Annotated in this window: 24 protein-coding genes; 11 read left to right on the top strand and 13 right to left on the bottom strand. The window is 63.6% G+C overall.

Translation table 11 applies throughout. The annotated features are described in order from the left end of the window. Nucleotides 1–125 precede the first annotated feature (125 nt). From ACOZK4_RS10725 to ACOZK4_RS10715, 3 genes are all read left to right on the top strand, one after another. Nucleotides 126–488 carry a hypothetical protein gene (locus ACOZK4_RS10725; protein ID WP_421591880.1) on the top strand — a complete coding sequence of 121 codons (363 nt, stop codon included), beginning with the start codon at nt 126–128 and terminating at the stop codon, nt 486–488. Between the two features lie 99 nt (nt 489–587). Continuing rightward, the gene (locus ACOZK4_RS10720; RefSeq protein WP_421591879.1) at nt 588–1,007 is read left to right on the top strand and encodes an MAPEG family protein; all 420 of its coding nucleotides are present in this window, start codon (nt 588–590) and stop codon (nt 1,005–1,007) included. A gap of 175 nt (nt 1,008–1,182) precedes the next feature. Then, nucleotides 1,183–1,539, top strand: coding sequence for a hypothetical protein (locus ACOZK4_RS10715; protein WP_421591878.1), 357 nt, complete (start codon nt 1,183–1,185; stop codon nt 1,537–1,539). Between the two features lie 59 nt (nt 1,540–1,598). Here the strand turns inward: ACOZK4_RS10715 and ACOZK4_RS10710 are convergent, their stop codons facing one another. Together ACOZK4_RS10710 and ACOZK4_RS10705 are read right to left on the bottom strand one after the other, a co-directional pair. Further along, nucleotides 1,599–2,174: a GNAT family N-acetyltransferase gene (locus ACOZK4_RS10710; protein WP_421591877.1), complete on the bottom strand. Its 576-nt coding sequence runs from the start codon at nt 2,172–2,174 to the stop codon at nt 1,599–1,601. Then, nucleotides 2,168–3,121 carry a LysR substrate-binding domain-containing protein gene (locus tag ACOZK4_RS10705; protein ID WP_313527742.1) on the bottom strand — a complete coding sequence of 318 codons (954 nt, stop codon included), beginning with the start codon at nt 3,119–3,121 and terminating at the stop codon, nt 2,168–2,170. Before ACOZK4_RS10705 ends, ACOZK4_RS10710 begins: the two co-directional genes overlap by 7 nt. 275 nt (nt 3,122–3,396) lie before the next feature. Between ACOZK4_RS10705 and ACOZK4_RS10700 the strand changes: the two genes are divergently transcribed. Next, the gene (locus ACOZK4_RS10700) at nt 3,397–3,693 is read left to right on the top strand and encodes a DUF1127 domain-containing protein (protein ID WP_313527744.1); all 297 of its coding nucleotides are present in this window, start codon (nt 3,397–3,399) and stop codon (nt 3,691–3,693) included. A gap of 188 nt (nt 3,694–3,881) precedes the next feature. On the opposite strand, the gene ACOZK4_RS10695 is transcribed toward ACOZK4_RS10700, so the two are convergent. The 6 genes from ACOZK4_RS10695 to ACOZK4_RS10670 form a co-directional block, all read right to left on the bottom strand. Next, the gene (locus ACOZK4_RS10695) at nt 3,882–4,706 is read right to left on the bottom strand and encodes a DUF937 domain-containing protein (RefSeq protein WP_421591876.1); all 825 of its coding nucleotides are present in this window, start codon (nt 4,704–4,706) and stop codon (nt 3,882–3,884) included. Between the two features lie 88 nt (nt 4,707–4,794). Next, entirely contained in the window at nt 4,795–6,168 is a 1,374-nt protein-coding gene (locus ACOZK4_RS10690; protein ID WP_421591875.1) for a glutamate--cysteine ligase, read from the bottom strand. 181 nt (nt 6,169–6,349) lie between these two features. Further along, nucleotides 6,350–7,087: a 16S rRNA (uracil(1498)-N(3))-methyltransferase gene (locus ACOZK4_RS10685; protein WP_421591874.1), complete on the bottom strand. Its 738-nt coding sequence runs from the start codon at nt 7,085–7,087 to the stop codon at nt 6,350–6,352. Nucleotides 7,088–7,097: 10 nt separating this feature from the next. Further along, nucleotides 7,098–8,600 carry an inorganic phosphate transporter gene (locus tag ACOZK4_RS10680; RefSeq protein WP_421591873.1) on the bottom strand — a complete coding sequence of 501 codons (1,503 nt, stop codon included), beginning with the start codon at nt 8,598–8,600 and terminating at the stop codon, nt 7,098–7,100. Between the two features lie 71 nt (nt 8,601–8,671). Further along, a complete protein-coding gene (locus tag ACOZK4_RS10675; protein ID WP_313527751.1) occupies nt 8,672–9,184 on the bottom strand; it encodes an NUDIX hydrolase in 513 nt (170 codons plus the stop codon). An 80-nt stretch (nt 9,185–9,264) separates the two neighbouring features. Next, nucleotides 9,265–10,059, bottom strand: a complete 795-nt coding sequence (locus ACOZK4_RS10670) for a FadR/GntR family transcriptional regulator (protein WP_421591872.1) — start codon at nt 10,057–10,059, stop codon at nt 9,265–9,267. Nucleotides 10,060–10,199: 140 nt separating this feature from the next. Here ACOZK4_RS10670 and ACOZK4_RS10665 point away from each other — a divergent pair, with 140 nt between their 5' ends. After that, nucleotides 10,200–11,477: a DUF3422 family protein gene (locus ACOZK4_RS10665; RefSeq protein WP_421591871.1), complete on the top strand. Its 1,278-nt coding sequence runs from the start codon at nt 10,200–10,202 to the stop codon at nt 11,475–11,477. A 52-nt stretch (nt 11,478–11,529) separates the two neighbouring features. On the opposite strand, the gene ACOZK4_RS10660 is transcribed toward ACOZK4_RS10665, so the two are convergent. Next, nucleotides 11,530–12,426 (bottom strand): LysR family transcriptional regulator, encoded by an 897-nt coding sequence (locus tag ACOZK4_RS10660; protein ID WP_421591870.1) that lies wholly within the window; start codon nt 12,424–12,426, stop codon nt 11,530–11,532. Nucleotides 12,427–12,464: 38 nt separating this feature from the next. Continuing rightward, nucleotides 12,465–13,154 (bottom strand): acid phosphatase AphA, encoded by a 690-nt coding sequence (gene aphA / locus ACOZK4_RS10655; protein ID WP_421591869.1) that lies wholly within the window; start codon nt 13,152–13,154, stop codon nt 12,465–12,467. 231 nt (nt 13,155–13,385) lie between these two features. On the opposite strand from aphA, the gene ACOZK4_RS10650 reads away from it, so the two are divergent. The 5 genes from ACOZK4_RS10650 to ACOZK4_RS10630 all read left to right on the top strand — a co-directional run bounded on the left by ACOZK4_RS10650 (nt 13,386) and on the right by ACOZK4_RS10630 (nt 18,356). Then, the gene (locus tag ACOZK4_RS10650; RefSeq protein ID WP_421591868.1) at nt 13,386–14,819 is read left to right on the top strand and encodes an FAD-linked oxidase C-terminal domain-containing protein; all 1,434 of its coding nucleotides are present in this window, start codon (nt 13,386–13,388) and stop codon (nt 14,817–14,819) included. Continuing rightward, nucleotides 14,819–16,033 (top strand): FAD-binding protein, encoded by a 1,215-nt coding sequence (locus tag ACOZK4_RS10645; RefSeq protein ID WP_421591867.1) that lies wholly within the window; start codon nt 14,819–14,821, stop codon nt 16,031–16,033. Before ACOZK4_RS10650 ends, ACOZK4_RS10645 begins: the two co-directional genes overlap by 1 nt. Nucleotides 16,034–16,035: 2 nt before the next feature. Further along, the gene (locus ACOZK4_RS10640) at nt 16,036–16,455 is read left to right on the top strand and encodes a hypothetical protein (RefSeq protein ID WP_421591866.1); all 420 of its coding nucleotides are present in this window, start codon (nt 16,036–16,038) and stop codon (nt 16,453–16,455) included. A gap of 85 nt (nt 16,456–16,540) precedes the next feature. Further along, on the top strand, nt 16,541–17,839 hold the full coding sequence (glcF, locus tag ACOZK4_RS10635) for a glycolate oxidase subunit GlcF (RefSeq protein WP_421591865.1): 1,299 nt from the start codon (nt 16,541–16,543) through the stop codon (nt 17,837–17,839). Nucleotides 17,840–17,915: 76 nt separating this feature from the next. Next, entirely contained in the window at nt 17,916–18,356 is a 441-nt protein-coding gene (locus tag ACOZK4_RS10630) for a hypothetical protein (protein WP_421591864.1), read from the top strand. A 52-nt stretch (nt 18,357–18,408) separates the two neighbouring features. Here ACOZK4_RS10630 and ACOZK4_RS10625 read toward each other — a convergent pair whose 3' ends face one another. Together ACOZK4_RS10625 and ACOZK4_RS10620 are read right to left on the bottom strand one after the other, a co-directional pair. Then, on the bottom strand, nt 18,409–19,116 hold the full coding sequence (locus ACOZK4_RS10625) for a L,D-transpeptidase (RefSeq protein WP_421591863.1): 708 nt from the start codon (nt 19,114–19,116) through the stop codon (nt 18,409–18,411). Between the two features lie 188 nt (nt 19,117–19,304). Then, nucleotides 19,305–20,060, bottom strand: a complete 756-nt coding sequence (locus tag ACOZK4_RS10620; protein WP_421591862.1) for a L,D-transpeptidase — start codon at nt 20,058–20,060, stop codon at nt 19,305–19,307. Between the two features lie 215 nt (nt 20,061–20,275). Between ACOZK4_RS10620 and ACOZK4_RS10615 the strand changes: the two genes are divergently transcribed. Further along, nucleotides 20,276–20,905 carry a DNA-3-methyladenine glycosylase I gene (locus ACOZK4_RS10615; protein WP_421591861.1) on the top strand — a complete coding sequence of 210 codons (630 nt, stop codon included), beginning with the start codon at nt 20,276–20,278 and terminating at the stop codon, nt 20,903–20,905. Nucleotides 20,906–21,084: 179 nt separating this feature from the next. Here ACOZK4_RS10615 and ACOZK4_RS10610 read toward each other — a convergent pair. Continuing rightward, on the bottom strand, nt 21,085–21,319 hold a 235-nt coding region (locus tag ACOZK4_RS10610), incomplete at its 5' end, for a hypothetical protein (RefSeq protein ID WP_421591860.1).

Here is a 21,319-nt window from a genome sequence, read left to right as displayed (position 1 = left end):
TGGATGTCTTGAATGCCCGGCTTGCCGGGCATTTTTGTTTTGAAAGGCGCTCCCGCCTGTTCCGTTTTTTCAGGCATGCGCTAGGATCGGCCATCGGCAATTTCGCCGGTTATCTGGGGGATATCATGAAGACGTTTTTGGCTGGTGCCGTTCTGGCCCTGGGGCTGGTTTCGTCCGCGCATGCGCAGACGGTCAACGCCGGCACGTATAATGTCGAGGGCACCAATCTCGACGGTTCGGCTTACACGGGCACCGCGACGATCGAGTTGACCAGCGAGACGACCTGCTCCATCGAGTGGCAGACCGGCGGAACCACCTCGAACGGCATCTGCATGCTCTATGGCGATGCTTTCGCGGCCGGCTACGTGCTGGGCGATGCCGTCGGCCTCGTCGTCTATCACGTCAAGGGCGATGGCGTTCTGGAAGGCGCCTGGACGATCAGCGGCAAGGACGGTTCGGGCACCGAGAACCTGACCCTGCAGCAGTAAGCCTCTCTCCCTCGGCTTGTCGCAAACGGCCGTTTCCGGTTGAGCCTTCGGCCGGAAACCCCTATCAAGGGGCCCGAAACGACAAGCCGAAGGATAACCATGTCTCCCACAGAAGCCACGATCTGGCCTGTCATCGCGCATGTCGCGCTGGTCTTCGCCCTTTATTTCCTGTTGTCGTCACGCCGCATGGGCGCGGTGAAATCCGGGCGTGCAAAGCCTGAGCAGTTCCGCGAGAACCGCGACGAGCCGGCGGAAAGCGTGACCGTCAAAAACGCCATCGCCAACCAGTTCGAGCTGCCCGTTCTGTTTTATGCCGTCAGCATCCTGCTCTATCTCGTCGATGCCGATAATCCCGTGACCGTTGCCGGCGGCTGGCTGTTCGTGGCGCTGCGCTATGCGCACGCCTATGTGCATGTCACCAGCAACCGCCTGCGCTATCGCCGGCCGCTGTTCATCGCCGGCCTTGCGGTCGTCGGCCTCCTGTGGATCTGGCTCGGCGTCTGGCTCGCCTTCACCTGAAACGTCATGGGCGTTGAATAAAGCAAAGCACTGATCCGTTTGAGAAAACGGGGCCGGGTTCTGACGGATCCGGCTCCGTTCTTTTAGGGGCAACAGCACCATCGCAATCCGAAGGCCAAGCAAAATATTGCAGCATCCGGCATGCGGTTTCATCACTCATAACGGGATCATTTTCGTGAAATCTCTCGCGACCAAAACGTTCGCCGCCCTTGCCGCGGCGGCTACGCTCATTTCTGTTCCTGCCGCTTACGCCGCCGGTCAGAAATTCGATATCAAGAACGACTCCGAATATATCATCGACGGTTTCTATACCGGCGAAGGTAACGAATGGAGCGCCAACTGGATGAACTTCAAGCTCAATGGCGGCGAAAGCGCCAACATGGAGTTCAACTACGACGGCCCGTGCGACATCGAATTCTATGTCACCTGGGAAGGCGAGGACGGCTCCAGCATCAAGGGCGACGAGACGACGATCAATATCTGCGAAGCCAACACGATCTATTTCGACGGCAAGCAGGCGACCTACGACTGATCGTATCCGTCGCAGGATAGGATAGAGCGGACCCCGGCATGGCAGCATGCCGGGGTTTTCTATGGCGCGCTGATGTCGAGCCGCATGGCGCAGCGCGTGTCGCGCCGCAGCCCATGGGCTTCCTCAAGGTCGAGCACGTCCCGCATACGCGGCGAAAGCGCATCCTCGTCCAGCACGCGAAACCCGAGCCGCTCATAGAACGGGCAGTTCCAGGGAATGGTGCGGAAGGTCGTGAGCGTGACGGCTTGGAGGCCGCGGGTCGTCGCGATGTCGATGGCGTGCGCAATCAGCTTGCGTCCGATGCCGAACCCCTGATGCAGATGGTCGACGGAGATTTCGCAGATATGCAGGTCCCGGCCGGATATTTCCGCGCTGAGGAAACCGAGCGGATGGTCGCCCTCATCGACGGCCACCCAGTTCGTCCCGGCCTTGATGAGTGCGTGATGCACCTCCGCGCTCTGCACCTCGCCGACCGACAGCCAGGAAAAAGCCTCGATCAGCCGGAAGGCCTGCGCTGCCGAGCGTTCGATCTGGCGCAGCGTTTCCACTTCGTCGTCGCGCACGGGGCGGATCGTCACGCCGGAAGGACCGGTCTTGACGAGGGGAACGCCGTCGAGCGGCAGTTGCGTTACCATCCCGGCAGGATGTTCCCGGTCCGCATGCGCGCCACGCGCGGGAAGACCTTCACGTCCGCTTCCGGCAGGTCATCGGCCGCCGTCAGCGGCGTGATGTTGTCGAGGCAGGCGGTGATGTGGCTGGTGATGGCGTTGGAGAGCGAAGGCGAAAGGCCGGGCCGGCGCATGATGCCGATCTGCACGGGGGCGAGCGGCGGGAAGCCGTCGGCCTGCGTCAGCACCTTCATGCCGGGCCTCAGCGCCGATTCCGGCAGCACCGAGACGGCCATGCCGGCCATGACGGCGGCGGCCACGACGGTGGAGGACCAGCTGGTGAACAGCACCTGATAGTCGCGCCCGACGGAATCGAGCGCCGCACAGGCGATCTGCCGCCACTGGCAATCCCGCCGTCCCACGGCAAGCGGCACCGGCGCGTTTTCCGGCAGCGGATGGTTGGCGGACATGACCCAGCAGAGTGGTTCCGTGCGCACCACGTCCGACTGGCGCTGGCGCGGATTGTGCGTCACGAGCGCGATATCGAGTTCGCCCTTGGCCATCTTCTCCGCAAGGTCCACCGAGGGCTCGCAGACGATGTAGAGCTCGACATTCGGATGGGTCTTGGCAAACCGCATGATGATCTCGGGCATGTAGCGGTCGGCATAATCGTCCGGCGTGCCGATGCGCAGCATGCCTTCGAGGCGGTTGTCGTCGAAGGCGGCGATGGCCTCGTTGTTGAGGCGCAGCATGCGGCGGGCATAGTTGAGCAGGCGCTCGCCCTCGGCCGTCAGCCGGTTGCCGCGGCCGTCCTTCATGAAGAGCTGCTTGCCGATGCGCTCTTCGAGACGGCGCATCTGCATGGAAACGGCCGACTGGGTCTTGAATACCCGCTCGGCCGCGCGCGTGAAACTTCCGGTATCGGCAATCGCGACGAAGGTCTGCAGCTGGTCGATGTCTAAGGGAGCGGACATAGAGACACCCATAAGATTGTTTGATTGATACTATTAGAAACATTCGTTGGACTGATCAATGGGATTCTGCGAAAAAGCAATTGTTGAACGATAGATCGCAAGTTGATCCATCGCTCGACGGGATTTGCCGTTCTGCTCCGACCTCCGCGGGCGGCTCTTCTTCAAACCTGACTTTTGAACCGCCGCTCGATCCCTGTGAGCAGCGAACGATCACGGGCGTCGTGCGAAACCCCATCGAAGGACGATGGATCGCCGAGCCGGAAAGGAGAAATGCCATGCGCATGATCGACCGTAAGATGGAAATCGATATTCTCGCAACGCGCCGTCCGGCCCCGAACCTCTTTGCCCGCGTCAGCAATGCCGCCGCCAAATTTGTCCGTGCATGGCAGAATCGTCGCGTGATCAATCGCCTGAACGAACTCGACGACCACCAGCTCTATGACATGGGGCTGTGCCGGAACGACGTTCAGGACGTCCGCGCCGCATCCTTCTTCACGGATGCCGGCCTGCACCTGACGATCGCCTCGCGCGAACGCGCCCGTCGTCATCTGCGCAGCGGCCGTCTGGATTGATTTTCGATGGTGCCGGCCTGTCTCCCGGTTCGGCACCACAGCATTGACGCAATTCCGGACGCAAAACCGCCGCACGCTTTTGCTGGAATTGCCTGCCTTCCCCGCAGGGTGAGAGCCAATAACCCTGCCGCTTGCCCGACGTGCGACTCCCAAGGTCCGCGTCGGGCTTTTTCATAGGGGGAACGTCGTCAGCCCTTATCGCCGCCGCGCATCGTCTCGAAGATCGATTCGATGTTGCGCTGATAATCCTTCTGCATGTCGAGACCGGTGTCGAACATCGTGTTGACGAGGCTCTTCAGCGAATCCGCCGGTGTGGCTTCCGGCGCGCTTGGCTTTTCGCTCGCCGCCGGCTGGCCGGCCATGCTGCCCATCATGTCCTGAAAGGCCTTGGCGAAAGGATTGTCCGTAAAGGGATTTGCGGGCGCCGCTTCCTTCTTCGTGCCGAAGAATTCCTGCGCAGCCTGCGTGAATGGGTTGTCGGTGAAAGGGTTGGCTGGTTCCTGCTTCTTGGCAAAACCCGTCGCTTCCGCCCATTGCTGCATCATGTCGGCGAAGGGATTGGCCTGCGTCGATGAAGTGCCGGGGAAGAACGGGGCAAGCGACTGCTTGAAGATGCCGCCCATCAGCGCGCTCGCCATCACAGGCAGCATCTGCTTGTAGATTTCCTGGCCGATGCCGGTCATCTGTGCGGCCTGCGCGGCAATCGCCCGCGAGACGTCCTTGTTGCCGAAGAGGTGGCCGAGAATGCCGTTGCCCTCGGCAAGCCCCTGCGGCGTGAAAGTCTTGGAAATGTCCTCGAAATATTGCGCGTGCCCGCCCGTCGTCAGCGCCTTCATGAAGGCGGCCATGTCATAGGGATTGGCGGCGTTGCGCTTGAAACCTTCGGAAAAGGCCGGCATCAGCGCTGCGACGGCCTTTGCGGCCTGTTCCTGCGCAAGGCCGAACTGGCGCGCCATGGTCTCCACGGCATTGCCGTTCTGCGCCTGCATCATCATGTCGTAAAGCGAAAGCATCTTGGCGTCCTTCCCCCGGTACAGGCACAGCATGTGCCTGCACTATAACGGGAATTTCGGCCGCGCAAACCGCTTTTTGGCGTGATGCTCAGTACTGGTAGTCGGTAAAGACCGGCTCGACGGAACCATTCCAGCGGCCGTTATAGAGCGCCAGCATGTCCTCGGCGAGCGTCGCCTTCTTGGCCAGCACCTCGTCGAGCGGGGCGAGGAAGATCGTCTCGTCGACGCCGTCGCCGTTGAGGCGGGCGCGGGCCGCAAGGCCCTGCCGCGAGATCGACACCACTTCGCGGGCGACGTCGAGCAGCGGCTTGCCGCGGAAATCGGCCTTGAGGCCTTGCACCGGTACGGCATTGCGCAGTGCGGAGACCTCCTCGACCGTCCAGTCGCGCGTCAGGCTTTCGGCGGCATCGAGCGCGCCGTCGTCATAGAGCAGGCCGACCCAGAAGGCAGGCAGCGCACAGATGCGGCGCCACGGGCCGCCGTCGGCGCCGCGCATTTCGAGGAAGCGCTTCAGTCGCACATCCGGGAAGAGCGTCGAAAGGTGGTTCGTCCAGTCGCCGATATTGGGCTCGTAGTCGGCGATCTCACCCTTCAGCGCGCCGGCCATGAACTGGCGGAAGGTGACATGGGTGCAGTCATGGTACTTGCCGTCGCGCACGATGAAATACATCGGCACGTCGAGCGCCCATTCGACATAATCCTCGAAGCCGAAATCCGGCTTGAAAGCGAAGGGGATGAGGCCGGCGCGGTTGTTGTCGGTGTCGCGCCAGATATCGCCGCGCCAGGACAAGAGGCCATTCGGCTTGCCGTCGGTGAAGGGCGAGGATGCAAAGAGCGCGGTCGCCATGGATTGCAGCTTCAGCGACACCTGCATCTTGCGGCGCATGTCGACTTCCGAGGAGAAGTCGAGGTTCACCTGGATCGTGCAGGTGCGATACATCATGTCCAGGCCCTGGCTGCCGACCTTCGGCATGTAGCGGGTCATGATGTCGTAGCGGCTTTTCGGCATGCGCGGGGTTTCGGCCAGCGTCCATTTCGGGCTGCCGCCCATGCCGAGGAAACGGATGCCGAGTGGCTCTGCGATCTCGCGCAGCGTGGCGAGGTGCTGGTTGGATTCCTTGCAGGTCTGGTGCAGCGTTTCGAGCGGCGCGCCCGAAAGCTCGAACTGGCCGCCGGGCTCCAGCGAGATCGCGCCCATGCCGGACGGTTCGGCCAGGCCGATAATGTTGCCGGCGTCGACGATCGGCTCCCAGCCGGTCTTTTTCTGCATGCCGTTCAACAGGGCGGAAATGCTGGCATCGCCGAAATAGGGAACGGGACTGTTATCGGCCGTAAAGAAGACGAATTTCTCATGCTCGGTGCCGATGCGGAACCTTTCCTTCGGCTTGTTGCCGTCGGCAAGGTATTCCGCCATGTCCGCGACGGTGCGGATCGGCGTCTGGTCGGTGGTATCACGGGCCATGGGCGTCTTCTTCTGAACGGATGGCGCCCGGCGGAACGTCGGGCATGGGAGGGTGCTTGGACCGGAAATAGATGCGGTGCAAGCGAATTCCTTTCAAGGCAGATTCAAAAAATCCCATTCGACTTTTCAGGAAAAATCTTGCCTGCACGCAGCTGCGCGCGCAAAAGCCTGCCACTCTTGCCTAATGCCAATCGCCGATCGCCGTCTGGATGACCGCCATGGCCGCGACAGCCGCCGTATCGGCGCGCATGATGCGTGGGCCAAGCGGGATGGGCGTCACGAAATCGAGATTGCGGAGCAGCGTGCGCTCCTCGTCGGAAAACCCGCCCTCCGGCCCGACGAGCAGCGCCAGCTTGCGCTCCTTGATGCCTTGCAGCACCGGCAGCGGGTTCTGGCTGCCATGGCCCTCGTCGCAGAAGATGATGCGACGCTCGCGCGGCCAGTCGGCAAGCAGGTCCTCCAGCTTACGCGGCCCTGCAACGGTCGGGATGGCGAGGATGCCGCATTGTTCGGCCGCCTCGGTGGCGTTTGCCTCCAGCCGCTCGATGCTGGTGATCTTGCCCTGGACATGCTGGGTCATGACGGGTTGCAGCACGCCGGCCCCCATCTCGACGGCCTTCTGCACGAGATAATCGAGCCGGCCGACCTTCAGGGGGGCAAAGAGATAGTGCAGGTCCGAGGGGGCCGGCTGCGGCCGGGTCTGCTCGATCGGCGTCAGCAGCAGGCGCTTGCGGGTCGGCAGCGACAGCGTGGCATGCCATTCGCCGTCCCGCCCGTTGAACAGCAGCACCGCATCGCCGTCGCCCATGCGCAGCACATTGGTGAGGTAGTGGAAATGGTCCTTCGAGGCTTCGAAGGCCTGGCCCTCGGCAAGGGCGTCGCCGACGAACAGGCGCTGCATCCGGTAATTGGCGCGCATGATGTTGATCTCAGGTGAAGAGCGCGTTGAGCGCGAGGAAGACGAGAGCCGAGAGCATGGCGGAGACGGGCAGCGTCACGATCCAGGCCGAGATGATCGTCATGAAATGCGAGCGGCGCACGAGGTAGCGCCGGCGCGTCTCGTCGAGATTGGCCGGCGGCTCCTCCGGCGCGATGCCGTTGCCGCGGCTGCGGATATAGTCGATGCGGCGGATCGAGTTGCGCGTGTACCATTCGCGGAACAGCCCGACGCCGAAGACCGCGCCGACGGCGATATGCGTCGAGGAGACGGGGATGGCGAGGGCCGAGGCCGTCAGCACGGCGACGGCGGAGGAGAGCGCCACGCAGAAGGCGCGCATCGGGTTGAGCTTGGTGATCTCGTTGCCGACGATGCGGATGAGGCGCGGACCGAAGAGCAGCAGGCCGAGCGAAATGCCGAAAGCGCCGATGATCATCACCCAAAGCGGGATTGTCGTCCCGCCACCGACGTCACCCGAGCGCAGCGCCGAGACGATGCCGTAGAGCGGGCCGACGGCGTTGGACACGTCGTTTGCGCCATGAGCGAAGGAGAGCAGCGCCGCCGAACAGATCAGCGGAAGGCGGAAGAGCACGCGCAGCGACTGGTTGCGGTTGTCGAGGCCATTGGCCGCGCGGCGCACGATAGGCCGGGTGACGATATAGGTGACGACGCCGAAGCTGAGGCCGACGGCGAGCGCCTTGCCGAGCGGCAGGTCGTAGAAGCCGTTGGTGCCGCCATTGGCGAGAAAGGCCGCGAAAGCGCCGGCCATCACGGCGACGAGCACGGGAACCCAGGTCTTGGCCGCTTCGATCTTGTCGTCGCGGTAGATGATGAATTCCTTGATGAAAAAGAGGAAGCCCGCCGCGATCACGCCGCCGAGAATCGGTGAGACGGTCCAACTGACGACGATAAGGGCAATCGAATCCCACTGCACGCTCTGGAAGCCGCTGGCGGCCGCCCCCGCGCCAATAACGCCGCCGATGATCGAGTGAGTGGTGGAGATCGGCGCATTGGCGATCGTGGCGATGTTGATCCAGAGGGCTGCCGAGATGAGTGCCGCCATCATCGCCCAGGCGAAAACCGCGGGGCTCGGGAAGATGGCGCGGTCGACGATGCCGGACGCGACCGTCTCCGCCACGCCCTGGCCGGCGAGCAGCGCCCCGGCAATCTCGAAGATCGCGGCGATGATGAGCGCCACGCCCATGCTCATGGCGCGCGCGCCGACGGCTGCACCCACGTTGTTCGTCACGTCGTTGGCGCCGATATTCATCGCCATATAGGCGGCGAGGGCAGCGGCGACGGCAACGACGAGCACGCCCGGCGTGCCGGTGGCGAAGGTGCTGGCGACGGCCATGGCGATCAAGAGGAAGATCAGGGCGATGCCGACACCCGTCCAGGACCGCAGCACGAAATGCGTGGCCTGTTCGGTGAAGGTCAGTTTTTCCAGATCCTTGTCCAGCGTCGGCTTGCGTAGCTGGACCTGAGAATTCGCCATTCATGCTGCTCCGTTATTGCCAGAAGGCAGTATCGCCTCACAGCATCGGCGGCAATATGACGATAGCGCTATCAGGCGCCGGTCGTGCCGTTTTTGGCCGGGGGAGTGAGATCGGAGAGGATCTTCTGCTCGAAATTCACCAGCAGCGTCTTGAGGCCCGGCTCCTGCACGCGGGCGGCGGCCTCCGTGCAATCGACCCATTCGGCGCGGCGTTCGCCCTTTTCCGGGAAATTCTTGGCGATATCGTCCACTTCAAGTGCGAAGACGCGCACGCGGCAATCGAGCTTCAGCCCCTCCGGCATGCCCTTCATGTAGCGGTAGCTGCCGATCGATTCTGCGATGACCTTGCCCTTGACGCCGGCCTCTTCCCAGGCCTCGCGCGCCGCGGCAGCGCTGGCGCTCTTGCCATCCATCGGCCAGCCCTTGGGAATGACCCAGCGGCCGGTGTCACGGCTTGTGATGAGCAGGACCTCGACCTCCGAACGCTTCTTCTTCAGCCGGTAGCACAGCGCGCCATATTGCTCCTTGCAGGGTCTGCGGAACATGAGCTGGACGTCGTTGGCGAGGCGGTTGAGAATGTTCAAGGTCTTTTTGTTCCTCTTGCGGCATTGAACTGCCGAGTCATGTATCGACCATCATGCTTGCGCGAGATTTACGGCGCAAGTCAGGCTTGTGGGGGAATACCGCGTTTTTGCATGCGCAGCTGTGCAATTCTTTGCCACTCCCCGCTGCGCTCGGCATCGCGGATTGCGACGGCGATGTAGTCCATATGCGCCTGTGCGGCCTGTCGCGCGCCATTTCCGTCGCCGGCCATGATCGCCGCGTAGATCGCTTCATGCTGGGCGAGAAGGTGGCCGCGCGCCATCGCGGACGCGAAAACGAGGTGACGGTGAAAGAAAATGCCTTGCGCCAGCAGCCGGTAGCACGCGCGCAGCGTGTGCAGGAGGACGATATTGTGCGCGGCCTCGCCGATCGCGTTGTGCAACTCCACGTCGGCATCAAGCTCGGCATCGAAGGAGCCGCCCTCATGGGCTGCGCGCATCGCCTGCATGATGCGGGTCAGCATCTGCCGGTCGTAATCCGTGGCGCGGCGGGCGGCGAGTTCGGCGGTGATGCCCTCGAGCTCCCGGCGATATTCGATATAGTCCTGCGTCGCGCGCTGGTGGCGGGCGATGAGATCGACGACGGGGCGGGAAAACACCTGGCCGATGATATCGGCGACATAGGTGCCGTCGCCATGCTGGCTGAAGAGCAGGCCCCGGCTTTCCAGTTGCTTCAGCGCGTCGCGCAGGATGGGGCGGGACACGTCGAGGCGTTTGGCAAGCTCCCGCTCGCCGGGCAGCCGTTCGCCGTCGCGCAGCACGCCCTCGAGCAGCAAAAGCTCGATCTGCCGCACGACCTCATCGGCGGTGCGGCTGGGGCTGATGCGGGAGAAGAGGTCGAACGGCGTATCTGTCACGGCGCAAGTCTATCAACCCACGCGGAAACTGGTCAATAATCTTGTCCACTGTCTTGAAAGGGCCTGCGTCAATGCGCCCTATCTCTCGGCGCCTGACATTTGTTAAGACTATGCTGTTGCACGAAGGGGGACGGTGCAGAATGGGTAACGGAAGCTTCGCTTTTCCGCAGGCGACTGCGCGTGCGCAGGCATTGGGGGAAATTCACGCAAGGCCATATGCGCTGGTGCCGTCGCCACGCGTCATCTTCCAGCTCGCCTTCCTCACCGAGGGCGGTTCGGCGGTCGATCATGCGGTGATGGGGGAGCTGTCGCGCTCGCGCGGCATCTCGCCGCCGGGACGCGATTCCAGCCACCATGCGCTGAGCTGGGGGCAGGGCACGCTGCGCTGGGAGCGCCACACGGAATTCTCGACCTATTTCTGGGATGGTCCGATACCGGAGAAGTTCGGCGGTGAGGTGGCGGTGCATCCGTTTGGCGACAGCTTTTCGCCGCCCGGCACGCTGATCTCGGGCATCCGCCTCGAAATCCGCCCGGATTCGCCGGAAACCCGCGAAGCGATCGCCAGCTTCGATCCGACCAGCCTCTGTTACAGCGAGATCAAGAACGGCCAGGGCGTCGTGCTCACCGACTTCCGGCAGAATGGCGACGGGCTGACGCAGATCCTCGTCATCGACCGTGGCATGACGGAAGCGGGGCGCGGTGCGCTCGTCCAGCGCCTCCTCGATATCGAGACCTATCGCACGCTCGCCATGATGGGCCTGCCGCTCGCCCAGTCGCTGTCGCCGGATATCCGCCGCATCGAGGACGGCCTGACCGGCATCACCAATGCCATGAAGCAGCATGCCCGCGACAAGGCCGACGAACTCTTGACCGAGATCACCCGCCTGGCCGCCGAGCTGGAGGCCAATGCAGCGCTCAGCCTCTACCGCTTCGGCGCCAGCCGCGCCTATTACGGCATCGTGCAGGAGCGTATCCGCACGCTCGCGGAGAGTGCGGTGCCCGGCTACGAAACGCTCGGCTTCTTCCTAGAGCGCCGCCTGGCGCCCGCCATGCGCACCTGCCAGTCGATCGAGGAGCGGCAGGCCAACCTGTCGCGCAAGCTCGCCCGTGCGACGGCGCTGCTGCGCAGCTGGATCGACGTGGAGCTGGAACAGCTCAACACGACGCTGCTCAACTCGATGGACCGCCGCGCCAAGCTGCAGCTGCGCCTGCAGCAGACCGTCGAAGGCCTGTCGGTCGCCGCGATCTCCTATTACGTCATCGGCCTGTTCGGCTATGTGGCGAAGGCGGCGCACGGCCTCGGGCTGGAGGTAAAACCGGAAACGCTGACCGGCATCGCGGTCCCCTTCGTCATCGTCGGCATGTGGCTGCTCGTCCGCGCGATCAAGCACAAGCACGCGGAAGAGGACAAGCATTAAGCCTGTCTGCCGGCAGAAGTCGGATTCGCCCTGCCGCGCATGGCTTCCCCCGTCAGCGTTCCCAATAGGGCAGGGGGCCGTAGAGGTCGGCGAGATAGTCGATGAACAGCCGCACCTTGACCGGCAGGAACTGCCGGCTCGGATAGACGGCCGACAGGACCACATTGCGCGAGCCCTCGTAGTCCGGCAGCACCTGCACGAGATCGCCGCTCTTCAGCGCCGGGCCGACATCCCAGGTGGAGCGCAGCGCAATGCCCATGCCGGAAAACACCGCCTCGCGCACCACTTCGCTCGAATTGGTGTAGAGCGACCCATGCGGGCGGTAGGTGACGCTGCCTTCCGGACCTTCGAGGCGCCAGACATCCTGCGTGTGCGGCGGCAGGCAGGCATGCTCGGCAAGCGCCTCCAGCGAGGCCGGCGTGCCACGGCTGGCGATGTAGTCCGGCGAGGCGCACAGCACGCGCCGCACCGAGGCGAGCCGGCGGGCGACAAGCGAGGAATCCGACAGTTCGCCGATGCGGATGGCGATATCAAAGCCGCCGCCGACGATATCGGAGAAATCGTCGGTGAGAACGAGGTTCACGACGAGTTCGGGATAGGCATCCATGAAGCCCTTGAGATTGGGGGCGATATGCATGCGGCCGAAGGAGGTGGGTGCCGAAATGCGCAGCGTGCCGCGCACCGCGCCCGACCGGCCGGACGCGAAGGCTTCCGCCTCCTCGATGCCCGAGAGGATGCCGACGATGCGGTCGTAAAAGCCTTGTCCCGCCTCGGTCAGCGAGATCTGCCGCGTCGTGCGCTGGAAGAGCCGCGTGCCGAGCCGCTCCTCCAGCCGCTTGACGCGTTTGGAGATGACGGCTGGGGACAGACCGAGCGCCCGCCCCGCTGCCGACATACTTCCCATGGAAATGACGCGGGAGAAGATTTCGAGGTCACCAAGATTTGTCACGCGTCATGTCCTTGCAGGAATTCGGGCAAGCTTATGGGTCAGTTGGTCGAGTCGACGATCACTTCCTCGCCGAATTTACCGTTCTTCGGCTCCGGTTTGTAAGTCGAGTTCTGCGCGCGCATGACGCGGATCGGGCGGATGCCCGCGGCGATCGCCGCCTTCATGTCGCTGTCGGCATCGCCATAGTAGATCTTCAGCTTGTGCTCCCTCAGGAATTCCACCTTGTTTTCCGAAGAGGCTGTGAAGACCACGTCGTTCATCTTCTCGATGCCGAAGGCCTTCTTGATAGCGCCGGTCAGGGTTTCGCCGCCGGTGCCGCGCGTGCGGCCGGTGATGAAGAAGATTTCGTCGCCGCGCGCCTCATGCATGTCGATCAGCTTGCGGGCAACCTCTTTCGGGACCGAATACTGGTCGCAATTGTTGGTGTGGATGTCCGTCCAGAAGGCGTCCATCTTCAGGTAGTCTTCCGAGGTCGGCGAGTATTTCATCTTGCCGTAGTAGAAGCAGGGGCTGGAAAACAGCACCGTATCATCCACGTCGAAGCCCACCGCCATGGCAGGCTGGCCTTCCAGCGTCGCCGCGATCTGATCGACAGAGACCCAATGCACCGGCGCGGTCGCCAGAAGCTCGGAGGTCGTCACGCCGGGATTGAGATTGGGCAGGTCCTCGGCGAAAGCGGGACCGGCGAGAAGCAGAAGAGCCGAAATGGCGGCGAGCGATCTGCGCATGATATGTCCTCCCTTGCATGCGGTCGGAAGGTTTCCCGTGATCGTTCCGCCTTCCGATCGCCGGACTGTCGCATTCGCGCTGGGGGGCGGTCAATCGCATGATCTTGCTACCGCCGCGTTTGTCCCCGCAAGTCGGAACGCTCTTGGCGCTAGGACGACCATGCTTAGGATTTGCACCGCTCAGGCCTGAGTGGTAAAGAAAAAAGACCACTTGAGAACGGAGATGACGGAATGGATCAGATCGGCTTTCTCGAACCGCGGCCATCGGTGCTGTCGCGCCGTCGCGAAATCGTTGCCGATCTCATCGATCTCCTGCCGGAAGGCTGCCTCGTGCACGAGCCGCGCGAACTGGTGCCCTTCGAGACGGATGCCTTCGTCTCCTATCGCCGCCTGCCGCTCGCCGTCGCGCTGCCGGAGACGACGCAGCAGGTGGCGGCCGTGCTCAAATATTGCCACCGCTACGGCGTGCCCGTGGTGCCGCGCGGGGCCGGCACCTCGCTGTCGGGCGGGGCGATCCCGCAGGAGGATGCCGTCGTCGTCGGCCTTTCCAAGATGTCGCGCATCCTGGATGTGGATTTCGCCAACCGCACCGCGACGGTGCAGGCCGGCGTCACCAATCTCGCGATATCGGAGGCCGTCTCCGCCGACGGCTATTTCTATGCGCCGGATCCGAGCTCGCAACTTGCCTGCACGATCGGCGGCAATATCGGCATGAATTCCGGCGGCGCGCACTGTCTGAAATATGGTGTGACGACCAACAACCTGCTCGGCGTCAAGCTGGTCATGATCGACGGCACGATCGTCGAGCTTGGCGGCAAGGCGCTCGATGCCGGCGGGCTCGATCTTCTCGGCGTCATCTGCGGTGGCGAGGGTCAGCTCGGCATCGTCACGGAGGCGACGGTGCGGCTGATTGCCAGGCCGGAGGGTGCGCGCCCCGTTCTGTTCGGCTTCGACAGCTCGGAGGAGGCTGGCGCGTGCGTGGCCGATGTCATCGCGGCCGGCATCATCCCCGTCGCCATCGAGTTCATGGACAAGCCAGCCATCGAGATCTGCGAGGCCTTCGCCCACGCCGGTTATCCGATGGATGTCGAGGCGCTGCTGATCGTCGAGGTCGAGGGCTCGGAAGCCGAGATGGAGGCGATGCTGTCAAGCATCATCGAGATCGCCGGCCGCCATGGTGTCAAGGTCGTCAAGGAAAGCCAGTCGGCGACGGAGGCGGCCCTCATCTGGAAGGGCCGCAAATCCGCCTTCGGCGCCACCGGCCGCATCGCCGACTATATCTGCATGGACGGCACCGTGCCGCTCGGCCAGCTGCCCGCCGTATTGCGCGGCACCGCCGAGATCGTCGCAAAACACGGCCTTCGCGTCGCCAATGTCTTCCATGCCGGCGACGGCAACATGCACCCGCTGATCCTGTTCAATGCCAACGACCCCGAGGATGCCGCCAAGGCGGAAGCCGCCGGCAACGAGATCCTGAAACTCTGCGTCGATGTCGGCGGGTGCCTGACCGGCGAACATGGTGTGGGCATCGAGAAGCGCGACCTGATGCGCCATCAATACAGCGATGCCGATCTCGCCCAGCAGATGGCCGTGCGCGCCGCGTTCGATCCGCAATGGCTGCTCAACCCGTCCAAAGTTTTCCCGCTCGAAGGGCGCCCCGCCTGATGACACCGATCCACGAACCGCTTTCCGAAGACGCCGCAAGCCGCCTCGTCCAGGTCGCCAGCCTTTCGAAATCCCCTTTCGTCATCCGCGGCGGCGGCACGCGCAGCCTGCACAGCACGCCCGAGGGGGCCGATGTGCTGTCGGCGCGCGGCCTCAACGGCATCGTCGCCTATAACCCCGCCGAAATGACCATGACCGCCCGCGCCGGTACGCCGCTGGAAGTGGTGGAAGCAGCGCTTGCCGAAAAGCGCCAGATGCTGTCCTTCGAGCCGAACGACCTGCGCGGCGTGCTCGGCTCCTCCGGCATTCCGACGATCGGCGGCGTCTTCGCCACCAATGCCTCCGGTCCGCGCCGCCTGACAGCAGGGGCGGCGCGCGACAGCCTGCTCGGCGTGCGCTTCGTCAACGGCAAGGGCGAGATCGTCAAGGCCGGCGGACGGGTAATGAAGAACGTCACCGGCCTCGACCTCGTCAAGCTGCTCGCCGGCTCGCACGGTTCGCTGGCGCTCCTGACGGAAGTCACCTTCCGCTTGCTGCCCGTTCCGGAAACATCCGCCACCATCGTCGTCTCCGATCTGAACGACGCCGAGGCCGCTGCCGCGATGGCGACCGCCATGTCGCTCTCCGTGGAAGTCTCGGGGGCGGCGCATCTCCCCGAAAGCGTGCGGGGCCGTTTCATCGGCGGCGCGCTGCCGCCGGGCGCCGCCACCGTCCTTCGTCTCGAAGGCCTCTCGGCCTCCGTCACGGTGCGCAGCGAAAAGCTCGTGTCCGCCATGGCCCGTTTCGGTGCCGTGTCCCGTCTGGAAGCTGAGGGTACGAAACGCCTCTGGCGTGAAATCCGCGATGCCGCGCCCTATGCCGACGGCACGCCGCGCCCGCTCTGGCGTGTCTCGGTCGCGCCTATCGCCGGCCAGCAGCTCGTCGCGGCGCTTCGTCTGGAAACCGGCGTCGATGCCTTCTACGACTGGCAGGGCGGCCTCGTCTGGCTGCGCATGGAATCCGATCCCGAGGCAGCACTGCTGCGCCGCTACGTCAAGGCCGTCGGCGGCGGGCACGCGACGCTTCTGAGGGCAAGTCCCGAAGTGCTGGCGGCGACGCAAGCCTTCCAGCCGCAGACCGAGGCGATCGTCGCCCTGCAAGCCCGCGTGAAGGCAAGCTTCGATCCGTCGGGCTTGTACGTTTCCCCTCTGCTTGGTCATCACAAGGGGGAATAGACATGGGACGCCTTGCCGGAGATTCGATTGCCAGTCAGCGCCACAAGTCCTGGAAGGAACAGGTGGCAGAGGCGCGTGAGGAAAAGGCCATAAGCGGCGACCAGCCGCCCGAACCGCTCACCGCGCCCTGCGCCGCCCGGCGGCGAATGGCGTTGCTCTGGTGGCTTGGTGCCTATAGCGGCGAAGCGACATTGGTGGGTGCTCGGGGCGCGGTGCCGCTCACACCCGACATGCGGTTTCTGCTCGCCAGGGGGTATCTCACGCTTTCCCGGCGAAGCAGCGGCGTGCTCGCAAGCCCGTTGCGCCGGGAAAACGAGCTTCAGATCACTGTTGCTGGAAAGCTGGCTCTGACCGCCGCCCGTGTCACCGAAGCTGAAAAGGCTTACATCATCGCAGCCCGCAGAAACCGAATGCTGCGCTAGAGTTTTGTTTTTGCCGCATGATCCGACGCCGGAGCGATGCCGCTTTGGCCGGAAATGCCTGGTGCGGCATCTGAGGAGTTGAGACGTGCAGACGAATTTCACCGCCGAGCAGCTTGCCGATCCGCATGTCGCGACATCCGAAAAGATCCTGCGCAAATGCGTGCATTGCGGCTTTTGCACCGCCACCTGTCCGACCTATGTGACGCTCGGCAACGAGCTCGACAGCCCGCGCGGCCGTATCTACCTCATCAAGGACATGCTGGAAAACGGCCGGGCGGCGGATGCCGAGGTCGTCACCCATATCGATCGCTGCCTGTCCTGTCTTTCCTGCACGACGACCTGTCCGTCGGGTGTCGATTACATGCATCTCGTCGATCACGCGCGCATGCATATCGAAGAGACCTACAAGCGCCCGTTCTGGGATCGGCTCACCCGCGCCGTGCTGGCCGCGACGCTGCCCTATCCGAACCGTTTCCGTCTGGCGCTGAAGGCGGCGAACCTCGGCCGTCCTTTTGCCAAGCTCCTCAAGCGCTTCAAGCCGCTCGAACCCTTCGGCGTGATGCTGGACCTTGTGCCGCGCGTGCTGCCGAAAGCGTCCGATAGCGCAAAGCCCGGCACGCATCCGGCCACGGCACCGCGCCGCGGGCGGGTCGCGATCCTCTCCGGCTGCGCCCAGCCGGTGCTGAAGCCAGAGATCAACGCGGCGACGATCCGGCTTTTGACGCGGCTCGGTGTCGAGGTCGTGGCCCCGGCGGGCGAGGTCTGCTGCGGCTCGCTCGTGCACCATATGGGCCGCGAGGCGCAGGCTCTGGAGGCGGCGCGGCGCAATGTCGATGTCTGGTCCGGCGAGATCGAGACGGGCGGGCTCGATGCGATCGTCATCACGGCCTCCGGCTGCGGCACGACGATCAAGGACTACGGCTTCATGCTGCGTCTCGACCCTGATTATGCCGACAAGGCCGCCCGCGTCTCGGCGCTTGCCAAGGACGTGACGGAGTATCTTGCGACCCTCGATCTGCCGCAGCAGGAGGCCAAGGGCCTGACGGTTGCCTATCACTCGGCCTGTTCCATGCAGCATGGCCAGAAGATCACCATGGCGCCGAAGGTGCTGCTCAAGGCGGCGGGCTTTGTCGTGCGCGATCCGGCCGAGGGCCACCTCTGCTGCGGCTCGGCCGGCACCTACAACATCCTGCAGCCGGAGATCTCCGGCAAGCTGAAGGCGCGCAAGGTCAAGAATATCGAGGCGACCAAGCCGGACCTGATTGCGACCGGCAATATCGGCTGCATCACGCAGATCGCGACGGGCACGCAAATCCCCATCCTGCACACCGTCGAGCTGCTCGACTGGGCCTATGGCGGGGAAAAGCCGGCTGTGCTTTCCTGATCCTGTCACGTGCGGAACTGCCAGCCGTCTAACGCTTTGCTAGAGGATCGGCATTCCAATCCATCCGGAGATCCCGATGCGCCGCCTTCTGCTTTCGCTCGCCGCCCTTGCCGCCTTGTCCTCGTCCGCCTTTGCGACCGGCGGCTTCAGCTGCGCGATCGAGGATGCCAATCTCGCCTTCGATGCCGAGGGCGGTTTCAGCTACGGTCTCGGCGGTGGTTTCCTGAATTTCCGCGGCGAGATCGTCCTGCCGAAGGACATGGCACCGAAGGGGCTGGAGCGCGTGACGCTGACGCCGGCGCATCTCGGCCATGACTGGCTCTATGACGGCGAGCTACGCCTGCTGCTGCATGCGGAAACCGAAGGCGACCTGCCGTTCGGCTCGATCGACCTCATCGTCAAGACCACGATGGGCGAGGACGAGATCAGCTATGACGGCGATTACCGGATGATCGTGCACAAGGCGGAAGGCGAGGGGATCGAGCGCACCGGCAAAGTCTCCTGCTCGGTCGGCTGAAACGACGATGCCGGCGCGAGGCCGGCATCTGGAATGTTTGGATGACGGCGGATCAGCCGCCGAAGCCGAACAGGTTGCCGAAGAAATCGACGCCCTTGTCGTTGTAGCTCACCGCGCCCTGGCGGTTGCCGGGGCCGACCACGATGACCTTGGTGCCGATGTCGGCGCGGGCATAGAGATGCTCGACGTCCTTGTTCATCATGCGGATACAGCCCGAGGACATGTTGAGGCCGATCGTCCAGGGCTGGTTCGTGCCATGGATGCGGAAGATCGTGTCGCGGCCGCCCTTGTAGAGATACATGGCGCGCGCACCGAGCGGATTGTCCTCGCCGCCTTCCTGCACGACGGGCAGGATGCGGCCCTTCTTGGCCTCGCGACGGCGCATCTCGGCCGGCGGCGTCCAGCTCGGCCATTCCGCCTTGCGGCCGACCTTCACCACGCCCGACCAGCCGAAGCCTTCGCGGCCGACGCCGATGCCGTAGCGCGTTGCCTTGTTGTTGCCTTCGACATAGTAGAGGAACTTGTTGTTGGTATCGACGATCACGGTACCGGCCGGCTGGTCGGTGACGAACCGCACCTTGGTACGCTTGAACTTCTGCGCGACCTGCTTCTTGCTCTGCGGCTGGGCGACGAGCGTGACATCGGAGGTCGTCTGGCTGCCTTGAACCGTGGCACCGGGGAAGGCGTTCGCCGACGTCACCGGAAGGGTCGCCGTGGCGGCGATGGTCGCTGCCAGCAAGATCGAAGCGTATTTCCGCATGTGTAGTCCTCTCAATCCCTGAATTGCGCGAGGCTAACCGAGTCTTGACCGATTTCAAGTCGGCTTGCTGCCTGCAAGACGCATATGGCGGCTGTTTTCTTCGTTCTGTTGCCCAAGAGAGGGCCAAAACGCAAACAACTCCGGCTGCGCGGCAGCCGGAGTTGTTTAGATGACCGTATCGCCGGTCGTTAGATGACGATGACCTTGGTTCCGACATTCACGCGGTCGTAGAGATCGACGACGTCTTCGTTGCGCATGCGAATGCAGCCCGACGAGACCGCATAGCCGATCGTCCAGGGGGCGTTCGTGCCATGGATACGGTAGAGCGTCGAGCCGAGATACATGGCGCGCGAGCCGAGCGGGTTTTCCGGGCCGCCCTCCATGGAGGCCGGCAGGTAGTGGCCCTTGGCAGCCTCGCGGCTGATCATTTCCTGCGGCGGCGTCCAGGTCGGCCATTCGGCCTTGCGGGTGATCGTGTGAGCGCCCGCCCATTCGAAGCCCGGTTTGCCGACGCCCACGCCATAGCGCCGTGCCTGACCGTTCCCGAGCACCAGATAGAGGAAGCGGTTGTTGGTGTCGATCACGATCGTGCCGGCCTTGTGCTCCGTCTCGTAGGACACGGTCTGCGGCAGGTACATCGGGTCGAATTTCGACTTGATGACATTGCGCGCCTGGCCGGTCGCCGAGACCTGCTCGACGCGGGCGACGTTCTCGCGGCGGATCACGCGGCGCTGCTGCACCTGCTGGCGCTGGATGATGCGGCGCGTGGCGACGGCAGGTTGCACGCCTTCGCCGGTCAGTTGCATCACCCAGGGGGCGGTGAGGTCGGGGCTGATGATGATGGGCGGCTGGCTGATATACCGGTCGTTGGCATGGGCTGCCGTCGTGGTGGCCAGAAGGGTGGCGGCCAAAAAGGTCTTGGCAAAATGGGTGCGTATCAACATCGGACGTACTCGCTACTGATCGTCGCCGGTCTGCGCCGTGAGAAAAGATGCGGCGCCGGTTCGCAGGAATGCTTGCACTCTCGAATGAAGCGAATGGTAAACGGCCGTTCATGAAGCGTGCACGATGACGATAAAGCTTTGAGTAGGGTTATTGCCTGCTTTCCAAATGTGGTTGACGAGTGGTAAATCGGAACAAAAGGAAAACGGAGGCGGCGATGACGACACGGGGACTGCTGGACGGCGACGACGGGCGCACGCGTTGCGCATGGCATGGCAATCTGGAGGACTATCGCCGTTATCACGACGAGGAATGGGGCCACCCCGTCACCAGCGATATCAGGCTCTTCGAGAAGATCTGCCTGGAGGGGTTCCAGTCGGGCCTGTCTTGGCTGACGATCTTGCGCAAGCGCGAAGCCTTCCGTGCGGCCTTCGCCGGCTTCGATTTCGACAAGGTCGCGGCCTTCGACGATGCCGACATCGCCCGCTGCCTTGCCGATACCGGCATCGTGCGCCATCGCGGCAAGATCGTCTCGACGATCAACAATGCGAAGCGGGCGCAGGCGCTGCGCGACGAGTTCGGCACGCTCGCGCGCTACTTCTGGAGCTTCGAGCCGACGCCGCAGGAGCGGCCGGAACGGGTGGAATGGGATATCATCGTCGCCAATCCCACGACGCCCACCTCCGTGCGCCTGTCGAAGGACCTGAAGAAGCGCGGCTGGACCTTCGTCGGCCCGACGACCGTCTATGCCTTCATGCAGGCGATGGGCCTCGTCAACGATCACGTCGAGGGTTGTTTCTGCCGTCCGCAAGTCGAAACGAAGAGAAACGGGCTGGCGCGTCCCTAATTCTAGGGATGCCGTCACAAATATATCTTTGATTCTACAACGAATCATGTAGCTTGATCTCAAGCGGCATTATCATACATCGGAAAGTCTGGGGACGACCTGCGCGTGCGTAGTCGTGATGGGCCGCTTTGTGCTGAATGATTTGGCATGGGGGACACATGGCGCCAAAAGCATCCGCATCAGACGATTCTCGTCTTGAACACTGGGCCTGCGACAAGGCTCAGGAAATCATGCTCCGGGAAGGCTTCCGCCTCATCCGGACCGCCCGCAGCGGCAACAACACCGAACTTCGCGAAACGAGTCTCCTTATGGCCCGCGTCATTGCGGCCTCGCTTGTCGAGGCTTCGGCGGCCCAGAGGGCGCTTCCGGCTGGCGAATAGGGTGCCGCGCAACGTCTGAGCGATCAAACGGAAA

The sequence above is a fragment of the Shinella sp. M27 genome, assembly GCF_049199905.1.
In the GTDB taxonomy this organism is placed as follows: Bacteria; Pseudomonadota; Alphaproteobacteria; order Rhizobiales; family Rhizobiaceae; genus Shinella.
This window is presented reverse-complemented; position numbering and strand designations above follow the sequence as displayed.